Origin of the sequence: Blastococcus saxobsidens DD2 (assembly GCF_000284015.1) — a bacterium.
GTDB classification, from domain to species: domain Bacteria; phylum Actinomycetota; class Actinomycetes; order Mycobacteriales; family Geodermatophilaceae; genus Blastococcus; species Blastococcus saxobsidens_A.
In genome coordinates this window covers 3,695,347-3,706,329 of record NC_016943.1, presented here as the reverse complement: position 1 = coordinate 3,706,329, position 10,983 = coordinate 3,695,347, and the positions used below count along the sequence as shown (strand labels likewise).

The following is a 10,983-nucleotide window of genomic DNA, read 5'->3' as shown; positions in this document are numbered from 1 at the left end:
CGTGGCACGAGGGGTTTTTTGTTGGCCCTGACCTGCCGCACAGCGAGCACGCCGCCCGTCGCACCAGCCCGTACCACCGCCGCAAGGCACAGGAGATCCGCGCAATGACCAGCACCCAGCACGAGGCCCCGGGCTCCGAGGCCCCCACCCGCGAGGCTGCCGCGGCGCTGACCGGCGTCGAGACCACGGCCCGCTCCCTGGCCGACGCCGCCGCCGAGCCGGCCACCGGCATCACCGGGGCGCAGAGCCTCGTCCGCTCCCTCGAGGCGGTTGGCGTCGACGTGGTCTTCGGCATCCCGGGCGGCGCCATCCTGCCCGCGTACGACCCGCTGTTCGACTCCCACGTGCGGCACGTGCTGGTCCGCCACGAGCAGGGCGCCGGCCACGCGGCCACCGGGTACGCCCAGGCCACCGGCCGGGTGGGCGTCTGCATGGCCACCTCCGGCCCCGGCGCGACCAACCTCGTGACCCCGCTGGCCGACGCCTACATGGACTCGGTCCCGATCGTCGCCATCACCGGCCAGGTCCCCAGCGCCGCCATCGGCACCGACGCCTTCCAGGAGGCGGACATCCGCGGCATCACGATGCCGGTCACCAAGCACAACTTCCTCGTGACCAGCGCTGCGGAGATCCCGCAGCGGATCGCCGAGGCGTTCCACCTGGCCTCCACCGGCCGCCCCGGGCCGGTCCTGGTCGACATCCCCAAGGACGTCCTGCAGGCCACCACCGATTTCGCCTGGCCGCCGCGGATGGACCTGCCCGGCTACAAGCCGACCACCCGCCCGCACGGCAAGCAGGTGCGCGAGGCGGCCACCCTGATCGCCGGTGCCCGCAGGCCGGTGCTCTACGTCGGCGGCGGCGTGCTGAAGGCGGACGCCACCGAGGAGCTGGTCGAGCTCGCCCGCCTGACCGGCGCCCCGGTGGTCACCACCCTCATGGCCCGCGGCGCGTTCCCCGACAGCGACCGCCAGCACCTGGGCATGCCGGGGATGCACGGCACCGTCGCGGCGGTGACCGCCCTGCAGAAGTCCGACGTCATCGTCGCGCTGGGAGCGCGCTTCGACGACCGCGTGACCGGGGAGCTGTCCAGCTTCGCACCGGAGGCCCGAGTCGTGCACGCCGACATCGACCCGGCCGAGATCGGCAAGAACCGCAAGGCCGACGTGCCGATCGTGGGTGACGCCAAGGAGACGATCGCCCAGCTGACCGAGGCGCTCCGTGCCGAGCACGCGGCGGGCCGCACGCCGGACCTCGCGGCCTGGTGGGCACAGCTGGACGACTGGCAGGAGCGCTACCCGCTCGGCTACGACTGGCCGGAGGACGGCGCGCTGTCGCCTCAGTACGTGATCGAGCGGCTGGGCGCGATCGCCGGCCCCGACGCCATCTACACCTCCGGCGTCGGCCAGCACCAGATGTGGGCCGCCCAGTTCATCCGGTACGAGAAGCCGGGCACCTGGCTCAACAGCGGCGGCCTGGGCACCATGGGCTACGCCGTCCCGGCCGCGATGGGCGCCAAGTACGGCTGCCCCGACACGACCGTCTGGGCCATCGACGGCGACGGCTGCTTCCAGATGACCAACCAGGAGCTCGCCACCTGCGCCATCGAGGGGATCCCGGTCAAGGTCGCCGTCATCAACAACGGCAACCTCGGCATGGTCCGGCAGTGGCAGACCCTCTTCTACGAGGGCCGGTACTCGAACACCAAGCTGCAGGAGCGGGGGACCGGCGGAGGTGCCCGGCAGAAGCCGGTGCGCATCCCCGACTTCGTCGCGCTGGCCGAGGCGCTCGGCTGCGTCGGGCTCCGCTGCGAGAGCAAGGACGACGTCGACGCCGTCATCGAGAAGGCCATGGCGATCAACGACGCCCCGGTCGTGATCGACTTCATCGTCGGCTCCGACGCCCAGGTGTGGCCGATGGTCGCCGCGGGCGCCAGCAACGACGCGATCCTGGCCGCGCGCGACGTGCGCCCGGTCTTCGGCGACGGGCAGGTCTAGGACCCCCCCTTCCCCCACCCCTCGCTCCGCTCGCGACGGGCCCCTCGAGGGGGCCGCCACGGTGCCGGTCGATCCGAAAGGTCACCTTCCGCAATGTCACGCCACACGCTGTCGGTCCTCGTCGAGAACAAGTCCGGTGTGCTGGCCCGCGTCTCGGCCCTGTTCAGCCGGCGCGGGTTCAACATCGAGTCGCTGGCCGTCGGGCCCACCGAGAACCCCGACCTCTCGCGCATGACGATCGTCGTCGACGCGGAGAGCCAGCCGCTGGAGCAGATCACCAAGCAGCTGAACAAGCTCATCGAGATCATCAAGATCGTCGAGCTGGACGGCGGCGCCGCCGTCCAGCGCGAGCTGCTCCTGGTGAAGGTGCGCGCCGCCATGGCGGAGCGCACCCAGGTGCTGCAGACCGCGGAGCTCTTCCGCGCCCGGGTCATCGACGTCAACCCCGACACGGTGACGCTCGAGGCCACCGGGACGCCGGACAAGCTGCAGGCCCTCCTGGCGGTGCTCGCGCCGCTCGGCATCAAGGAGATGGCCCAGTCCGGCACCGTGGCCCTGGGCCGGGGACCGCGGGCCATGTCGGGCGCCGGTACCTTGCGCCCGGTCGAGCGCACCGCGTGACCACAGCCCTGGGAGCATCGCAGCGAGGCCGGCGTTCGGCTTCGAGCGAGGAGCGGACCAGGGCGCGGAGTCGCGCCATCGACACCGCTTGATCCCGCAGCCTGAGACTTCGCACAACCAACCGAAGGGAAACGCACACAGCATGGCCGCCGAGATCTTCTACGACGACGACGCCGACCTCTCGATCATCCAGGGGCGCACCGTCGCCGTCCTGGGCTACGGCAGCCAGGGGCACGCGCACGCGCTCTCCCTGCGGGACTCGGGCGTCGACGTCCGAGTCGGCCTGCCGGAGGGCAGCAAGAGCCGGGCCAAGGCCGAGACCGAGGGCCTCCGCGTCGTGACGCCGGCCGAGGCGTCGGCCGAGGCCGACCTGATCATGATCCTGGCGCCCGACCACGTGCAGCGGAACCTGTACAAGGACTCGGTGGAGCCGAACCTGCAGGACGGCGACGCGCTGTTCTTCGGCCACGGCTTCAACATCCGGTTCGGCTACATCCAGCCCCCGGCCGGCGTGGACGTCGCGATGGTCGCCCCCAAGGGCCCCGGCCACCTCGTGCGCCGCGAGTTCGAGAACGGCAAGGGCGTGCCCTGCCTCGTGGCGGTCGAGCAGGACGCCGGCGGTTCGGCGCTCCAGCTGGCGCTGTCCTACGCCGCGGCCATCGGCGGCACCCGCGCCGGCGTCATCCGGACCACCTTCGCCGAGGAGACCGAGACCGACCTGTTCGGTGAGCAGGCCGTCCTCTGCGGTGGCGCGAGCGCGCTGATCACCGCCGGGTTCGAGACCCTGACCGAGGCCGGCTACCAGCCCGAGGTCGCCTACTTCGAGTGCCTCCACGAGCTGAAGCTGATCGTCGACCTCATGTACGAGGGCGGCATCGCCAAGCAGCGCTGGTCGGTGTCGGACACCGCCGAGTACGGCGACTACACCTCCGGCCCGAAGGTCATCGACGCCCGCGTCAAGGAGTCGATGCAGGACGTGCTGGCGGCGATCAAGGACGGCTCCTGGGCCGCGGCGTTCATCGCCGACCAGGACGCCGGCGCGCCCGACTTCAAGGCCAAGCGGGCCGCTGCCGAGGCGCACCCGATCGAGGAGACCGGGCGCAAGCTGCGCGGCCTGATGAGCTGGGTGTCGGCCTCCGACGACTACACCGGGACCGCTGCCCGGAACTGAGGCAGGACGCGAGACGGCCCCCGCTGCGCGAGCAGCGGGGGCCGTCTCGCGTGTGGCCGTCGGTCAGACCGACTGGCCCCGCGAGGCGAAGTACTGCCGGGACTGGCCCGACCGGAGCAGCACCACGATGAGGACCGGCAGGATGAAGCCCAGCAGGCCGGTGACGACGAAGCCCTGGTCCCGGATCAGCCCCCACACCAGGTAGAGCAGCTGGGTGACGATCGAGGCGTAGCTGCCGAGGAGCAGCAGCTTCGGGTCCTGCCCGCGCAGCACCTGGATGCCGCCGATCAGCAGCACGACGGCCGCCGCGAACGACAACAGCGCCAGGATGCCCAGCAGCGCGTCCACCGCGAACAGCGTGCCGAGGGCGAAGAGGCTGAGCAGGCCGCCCAGGGTGCCCAGGCCCCCGATGACGACGCCGATGACCGCGGCGGCGGTCACCTGGGTCGGGCGCTGACCGCTGGGAGCCTGGCCGTAGCCGGCGGGGGCGTTCGGATGGCCGCCGGGCGGGTCCCAGCCCTGGGCCGGCTGGCCGTAGCCCTGGCCGGGCTGGCCGTAGCCCTGGCCGGGCGGGGGACCCCAGCCGGGCTGGCCCTGTGGCGCGCCGCCCTGGGGGTCGTCGGGGTCGGAGCCGTGGGTGGGGCTGGACATCGCAGCGTCCTCCTGGTCGGGGGGGCCGACGTGGCTCCCTGGTGACCGATCGTAGGGATCCTCACGCCGGTACGGGCTCCATGAGCTGACGCGGCCGCAGGTCCCCGCCCCGGATCACCCGGATCAGTGACCGGTGCGGCGGTACCGGTGCGCGGCGAAGTAGTGCGCGGCGGACTTCGTGCTGAGCAGCACGACGATCGCCGCGGCGGCCAGCAGGAACAACAGGTTCCCCACGAGCTCGGCGGCGCCGCTGCCGGCGAGGCTGCCGAGCATGCCCAGCAGGGCGATCGCGACGGCCACGGAGCCGCCGACGAGCAGCAGGACCCGGCTGCGTCCGGTCAGCGCCCAGACCGAGCCCCAGATCATCACCACCGTCCAGGCCAGGGCCAGCAGGCCGACCACCAGCAGGGCGCCACCGACCGCGCCGGCCATCGAGCCGAAACCGGGGACCTCCTGCTCCAGGTCGTCCCCGACGGTGGTGGCCGTCGCCCCCGCGATGATCAGGAACAAGCTGATCAGGGCACCGAAGGCCCCGAAGACGAAGCCGAGCACCGCAGCGGTGATCACCCCACCGGGCTTGGCGGGGGCCGCGGACGTGCCGTAGGCGCCGTAGGGCTGCTGGAAGCCCGCCGGCTGGCCGTACTGCTGGCCGTACTGCTGGGGGTAGGGCTGCTGGCCGTAGGAGACCGGCGTCGTGAACTGCTGCGTGTAGGCGGGGTCGCCGTACTGCCCCTGACCGTGCTCCGGCCGGCCGTACTGGGGCCCGCCGCCGGGACCGGAGGGCTGGGACTCGGAACGACCGTGGTCGTCGGACTGGCTCACTGTTCTCCTCCGTCGGGCGCCGGATGATTCCGGTTCTCCGCCGTCAGGATGTCGGGGCGCCCCCGCCGGAGCAAGGACCTGGGCGGTGGCCCCGCGGGTCCGCCGCCTCCCTAGGCTGTCCACCCGTGACCACGTCCGCGCCCGTCGTCCTGATCGCCGAAGAGCTCGCGCCCAGCGTCCTGGGGGTGCTCGGGACCGGCGTCGAGATCCGGCATGTCGACGGGGCCGACCGGTCGGCACTGCTGCCCGCGCTGGCCGAGGCGGCTGCCGTGATGATCCGCAGCGCGACGCAGATCGACGCCGAGGCGCTCGCCGCGGCCCCGAACCTGAAGGTGGTCGCCCGCGCGGGGATCGGCCTGGACAACGTCGACGTGGCCGCCGCCACCGAGCGCGGCGTCATGGTCGTGAATGCCCCCACCTCCAACATCGTCAGCGCCGCCGAACACGCCGTGGCCCTGCTGCTGGCCGCCGCCCGGCACATCCCGGCCGCCGACGCGTCGCTGCGCGAGGGCCAGTGGAAGCGGTCGGCGTTCACCGGCGTCGAGGTCACCGAGAAGACGGTCGGCGTGGTGGGCCTCGGGCGCATCGGTCAGCTGGTGGCCCAGCGGCTGGCGGCGTTCGACGTCGAGCTGATCGCCTACGACCCGTACATCCAGCCGGGGCGTGCCGCCCAGCTGGGTGTGCGCATGGTGTCGCTCGAGGAGCTGCTCCGGGAGTCGGACTTCCTGACCATCCACCTGCCCAGGACGCCGGAGACCGTCGGCCTCATCGGCGCCGCCGAGCTGGCCACCACGAAGCGGGGGGTGATCGTCGTCAACGCTGCCCGTGGTGGGCTGGTCGACGAGGCGGCGCTGGCCGACGCGCTGCGGTCGGGGCAGGTGGGCGCCGCGGGCATCGACGTCTACGCCACCGAGCCGTGCACCGACAGCCCCCTGTTCGCCCTGCCGAACGCCGTCGTCACCCCGCACCTCGGTGCCTCGACGACGGAGGCCCAGGACAAGGCCGGCGCCGCGGTCGCACGCTCGGTGCGCCTGGCGCTGCTGGGCGAGTTCGTGCCGGACGCGGTGAACGTGCAGGCCGGCGGCGTGGTGGCCGAGGACGTGCGCCCGGGGCTCCCGCTGGCCGAGAAGCTGGGGCGGGTGTTCACCTCCGTCGCCGGCGGCCTGGCGCAGTCGGTCACCGTGGACGTCCGCGGCAAGCTCGCCGAGTTCGACGTCTCGGTGCTCTCCCTGGCCGTGCTCAAGGGCGTCTTCTCCGACGTCGTCGAGGAGCAGGTCACCTACGTCAACGCCCCGCTGCTCGCCGAGCAGCGCGGCCTGGAGATCGCCCTGACCAGCGACCCGGAGAGCCCGACCTACCGGAACTACGTCCGGGTCTGCGGCGCCATGGCCGACGGCACCCAGGTGACCGTCTCCGGCACGCTCTTCGGCAAGAACCAGGTGCCGCGGCTGACCGAGGTGGCCGGCTTCGAGATCGACCTGGCCGCGTCCGGCCACCTGCTGTTCTTCGTCTACGCCGACCGCCCGGGGATCGTCGGCGCGGTCGGGGCGGCGCTGGGCGAGGCCGGGATCAACATCGCCGGCGCCCAGGTCAGCCGGGCCGACGAGGGGGGCGAAGCGCTCATGGCCGTGACCGTGGACAGCCCCGTCGGAGCCGAGCTGCTCGAGGAGATCGCCGGGCTCATCGGGGCGAAGGACGCCCGGGCCGCGGACCTCACGACGCTCTGACCTAGGGTCGCTTCCCATGCGCCTGGCAGTGATCCCTGGAGACGGCATCGGCCCGGAGGTCGTGGCGGAGGGACTGAAGGTCCTCCGCGCGGTCGCCCCCGATCTGGAGACGGCCCCGTACGACCTCGGGGCGGCCCGGTGGCAGCGGACCGGTGAGCTGCTGCCGGACACCGTGCTCGACGAGCTGCGCCAGCACGACGCGATCCTGCTCGGCGCGATCGGCGACCCCGGGGTGCCGCCGGGCATCCTGGAGCGCGGCCTCCTGCTGCGGCTGCGCTTCGAGCTCGACCACCACGTCAACCTGCGCCCGGCCCGGCTCTTCGACGGCGTCCGGAGCCCGCTGGCCGACCCCGGCCCGATCGACATGCTCTGCGTCCGGGAGGGCACCGAGGGCCCCTACGTGGGGAACGGCGGTGTGCTGCGCCGGGACACCCCGCACGAGGTCGCGACCGAGGTCAGCCTCAACACCGCGTTCGGGGTCGAGCGGGTGGTCCGGTACGCCTTCGAGCGGGCCGCCGCCCGTCCGCGCAGGCACCTGACCCTGATCCACAAGACCAACGTCCTCACCCATGCCGGCGGCCTCTGGTCGCGGACCGTCGAGGAGGTCTCGGTCGAGTTCCCCGAGGTCGCCGTCGCCTACCAGCACGTCGACGCCGCCTCGATGTTCTTCATCACCGACCCGGGCCGCTACGACGTCATCGTCACCGACAACCTCTTCGGCGACATCGTCACCGACATCGCCGCCGCGGTGACCGGGGGGATCGGCCTGGCCGCGAGCGGGAACCTCGACGCCTCGGGCACCAATCCGAGCATGTTCGAGCCCGTCCACGGCTCCGCGCCCGACATCGCCGGCCAGGGGATCGCCGACCCGACCGCGACGGTGCTGTCGGTCGCGCTGCTGCTGGATCACCTGGGTCGCGCGGAGCAGGCCCGCAAGGTGGACGCCGCCGTCGCCTTCGACCTGTCCACCCGCGACCCGCAGCGGCCGATCCGCACCTCGGACGTCGGCGACCGCCTGGCCGCGCTCGCCGGCGGCTGAGCGGGGCCAGCCCGGGGCGGCCGACCTCGCCGCACCGTCGCCGTCCTCGGGCTGCAGCCCGAGGACGGCGGACCCACGGTGAGGACGGCGATCGTGCTCGAGACCGTCCCGCTGTGATTCACTGACCGCGATGCACCCCAGCGGCACGATTCTCATCGCCTAGCGCGCAGTCAGCTCCCCGACTGCGCGCAGACCTCCCGTACCGGGGGGTCTTTTTCGTGTTCGGGCCCACGTCCCCGCGGAGATCCCATGACCAGCACCGACTTCCACGTCTTCGACACGACCCTGCGCGACGGCGCGCAGCGGGAGGGCGTCAGCTACTCGGTCGCCGACAAGCTCGCGGTCGCCCGCCTGCTGGACGAGATCGGGGTCGGCTACATCGAGGGGGGCTGGCCCGGCGCCCTGCCCAAGGACACCGAGTTCTTCTCCCGGGCGCGCACCGAGCTCCAGTTGAAGCACGCGCAGCTGGTCGCGTTCGGCTCGACCCGCAAGGCCGGGGTCGCGGTGGAGGACGACCTGCAGGTGCGGGCCCTGCTGGACGCGGAGACGCCGGTCGTGTGCCTGGTCGCCAAGTCCGACGTCCGGCACGTGCGGGAGGCGCTGCGCACCACGCTGGAGGAGAACCTGGCGATGGTGGCCGACACCGTCGCCTTCCTGGTCGGACACGGCCGGCGGGTGTTCGTCGACTGCGAGCACTTCTTCGACGGCTACGCCGCCGACCCCGGCTACGGGGTGCGGGTGCTGGACGCGGCGTTCGCCGCGGGCGCGGAGGTCGGCGTCCTCTGCGACACCAACGGCGGCATGCTGCCGATGGGGGTCGGCCGGGTCGTCGCCGACGTGCGGGCGCGGACACCCGGGAAGCTCGGCATCCACTGCCAGGACGACACCGGCTGCGCCGTCGCCAACACCCTCGCCGCGGTCGAGGCCGGGGTCACCCACGTGCAGGGGACGGCGAACGGCTACGGGGAGCGGGCGGGCAATGCCGACACCTTCGTGCTCGTCGCGAACCTGGTCACCAAGATGGGCATCCCCGCGGTGCCGGCCGAGTGCCTGCCGGAGCTGCAACGGGTCAGCCACGCCATCGCGGAGCTGGCCAACATCGCCCCCGACGACCACCAGCCCTACGTGGGTGCCTCGGCCTTCGCGCACAAGGCAGGTCTGCACGCCAGCGCCATCAAGGTCAGCCCGGGGTTGTACAACCACCTCGACCCCACCGTCGTGGGCAACGACATGCGCATCCTGGTCACCGAGATGGCCGGCCGGGCGTCGGTCGAGCTCAAGGGCCGGGAGCTCGGTGTGGATCTCGCCGGCCAGGCCGATGCCATCGGCCGGGTCGTGGACCAGGTGAAGGTCCTGGAGGCCGACGGCTGGTCGTTCGAGGCTGCCGACGCCTCCTTCGAACTGCTGCTGCGGTCCCAGCTGCCCGAGGCCCCGCCGCCGCTGTTCGAGCTGGAGAGCTACAGGACCTCGGTCGAGCACTGGCGCAACGGCGTGGTGGTCAGCGAGGCCACGGTGAAGGTGCACGTCGACGGGGAGCGGATCATCAGCACCGGCGAGGGGAACGGCCCGGTCAATGCGCTGGACAACGCGCTGCGCCAGGCGCTGGTGAGCCGCTACCCGCAGCTGGCCGACGTCGCGCTGGCCGACTACAAGGTCCGCATCCTGGGCTGGAAGGGCGGCACGAGCGCCACCACCCGGGTGCTCATCGACACCACCGACGGGGCGGGGGAGTGGACCACCGTCGGGGTGCACGCCAACATCGTCGAGGCGTCGTGGCACGCGCTGGTGGACGCGCTCGCCTACGCCGTCCTGCGCCGTCCTCAGCCGTAGCGGGCGACGAAGTTCGCCAGCAGCCGTCCGGGCGCGGTCACGGCCGCGGGGGTCAGCCGCCCGATCACCGCGTCGGTCTCGCTGGGCGCGAAGTACCCGGCGTGCTGGTAGATGCGCACCCGCTGCACGATCCCGGCGACGTCGAGCTCGGGGTGGAACTGGGTGGCGTAGAGGTTCTGCCGCACCTTGAACATCTGCACGGGGCAGGTCGCCGACGACGCCAGCAGCACCGCCCCGGGCGGCAGCTCCCGGCAGGCCTCCTTGTGCCCGGCGAAGGCCTGGAACCGGTCGGGGATCCCGGCCAGCAGCGGGTCGTCGCGGCCCGCGGGCGTGAGCGTCACCTCCACCGCCGACACCGGCTCGGCGTACGTGCGGTCGACCACCCCGCCCTGGTGGGTGCCCAGCGTGCCGATGCCGTAGCAGGCCCCGAAGAAGGGCTGATCCCGCTCGACGAGCTCGTCCAGCAGCTCGCCGACCTCCCGCTCCACCCGGACCTGGACGGCCGACTTCTCCGCCGCGGGGTCGCTGGAGTTGAACGGCCCGCCGCCGAGGAAGACCCCGGCGTAGCCGTCCAGGTCCAGCGCCGGCAGCGGGCCGGCCTCCAGCCGGATGCGGTGCAGCCGGTCCGCGGAAAGCCGGGTGAAGCGCCGGAACGCGGCGTACTCCGCGTCGGCCGCCTCGTCCTCGGCGCGGGACGAGAGCAGCAGGAAGGGGCGCACGACCGGGGGTCAGCGCGGCTGGATCTCGCCCATCGGGCCCCAGCCGGAGACCTCGGGGGCGTCCACGTAGATGATCTGCGGCTGGGCCGACACCAGGTCCGGCGCCTGCTCGACGAAGCGCGTGAAGGCGTCGGTGGCCACGTGCGCACCGCCGGCCGCGGCGTCCCGGAAGCCCTCGACGCAGACGAACGTGTCGGGCTCCTCGAGGCTCCGCGACCACTCGAAGAACAGCGAGCCCTCCTCGGCGTTCACCGCGCGGGCGTAGTCGGCGGCCAGCCCGGCCCATTCGTCGGCGCGGTCGGGGCGGACAGGGAACTTCACGACGATCAGGATCACCATGACATCGTCGTCCTCCGGACGACACCGCCGCCATTCGCCGTCCCCCGGCCCGCGGAGCGGTACGTCCCCG

General features: G+C 72.8%; 10 protein-coding genes. 6 read left to right on the top strand and 4 right to left on the bottom strand.

Features of this window, described 5'->3' with window-relative positions; translation table 11 throughout:
* Window positions 1–104: 104 nt before the first annotated feature.
* From BLASA_RS17555 to ilvC, 3 genes are all read left to right on the top strand, one after another.
* Window positions 105–1,994, top strand: coding sequence for an acetolactate synthase large subunit (locus BLASA_RS17555; RefSeq protein ID WP_014377557.1), 1,890 nt, complete (start codon window positions 105–107; stop codon window positions 1,992–1,994).
* A gap of 93 nt (window positions 1,995–2,087) precedes the next feature.
* Window positions 2,088–2,615, top strand: a complete 528-nt coding sequence (gene ilvN, locus BLASA_RS17550; RefSeq protein WP_014377556.1) for an acetolactate synthase small subunit — start codon at window positions 2,088–2,090, stop codon at window positions 2,613–2,615.
* 142 nt (window positions 2,616–2,757) lie between these two features.
* Window positions 2,758–3,786, top strand: a complete 1,029-nt coding sequence (gene ilvC / locus BLASA_RS17545) for a ketol-acid reductoisomerase (RefSeq protein ID WP_014377555.1) — start codon at window positions 2,758–2,760, stop codon at window positions 3,784–3,786.
* A 63-nt stretch (window positions 3,787–3,849) separates the two neighbouring features.
* On the opposite strand, the gene BLASA_RS17540 is transcribed toward ilvC, so the two are convergent.
* Both BLASA_RS17540 and BLASA_RS23635 read right to left on the bottom strand, forming a co-directional pair.
* Window positions 3,850–4,437, bottom strand: a complete 588-nt coding sequence (locus BLASA_RS17540) for a hypothetical protein (protein ID WP_014377554.1) — start codon at window positions 4,435–4,437, stop codon at window positions 3,850–3,852.
* Between the two features lie 123 nt (window positions 4,438–4,560).
* The gene (locus tag BLASA_RS23635) at window positions 4,561–5,259 is read right to left on the bottom strand and encodes a hypothetical protein (RefSeq protein WP_014377553.1); all 699 of its coding nucleotides are present in this window, start codon (window positions 5,257–5,259) and stop codon (window positions 4,561–4,563) included.
* A 125-nt stretch (window positions 5,260–5,384) separates the two neighbouring features.
* Between BLASA_RS23635 and serA the strand changes: the two genes are divergently transcribed.
* The 3 genes from serA (at window position 5,385) to cimA (ending at window position 9,855) form a co-directional block, all read left to right on the top strand.
* Window positions 5,385–6,986, top strand: a complete 1,602-nt coding sequence (gene serA / locus BLASA_RS17530; RefSeq protein WP_014377552.1) for a phosphoglycerate dehydrogenase — start codon at window positions 5,385–5,387, stop codon at window positions 6,984–6,986.
* 16 nt (window positions 6,987–7,002) lie between these two features.
* Complete coding sequence (locus tag BLASA_RS17525) at window positions 7,003–8,025, top strand: 3-isopropylmalate dehydrogenase (RefSeq protein WP_014377551.1); 1,023 nt, start codon at window positions 7,003–7,005, stop codon at window positions 8,023–8,025.
* Window positions 8,026–8,274: 249 nt separating this feature from the next.
* Window positions 8,275–9,855: a citramalate synthase gene (cimA, locus tag BLASA_RS17520; protein WP_014377550.1), complete on the top strand. Its 1,581-nt coding sequence runs from the start codon at window positions 8,275–8,277 to the stop codon at window positions 9,853–9,855.
* Here cimA and BLASA_RS17515 read toward each other — a convergent pair.
* Together BLASA_RS17515 and BLASA_RS17510 are read right to left on the bottom strand one after the other, a co-directional pair.
* Complete coding sequence (locus BLASA_RS17515) at window positions 9,846–10,574, bottom strand: glutamine amidotransferase (protein WP_014377549.1); 729 nt, start codon at window positions 10,572–10,574, stop codon at window positions 9,846–9,848. The two genes, cimA and BLASA_RS17515, sit on opposite strands and share 10 nt — an antisense overlap.
* A 9-nt stretch (window positions 10,575–10,583) precedes the next feature.
* The gene (locus BLASA_RS17510; RefSeq protein WP_014377548.1) at window positions 10,584–10,913 is read right to left on the bottom strand and encodes a putative quinol monooxygenase; all 330 of its coding nucleotides are present in this window, start codon (window positions 10,911–10,913) and stop codon (window positions 10,584–10,586) included.
* Window positions 10,914–10,983: the final 70 nt, after the last annotated feature.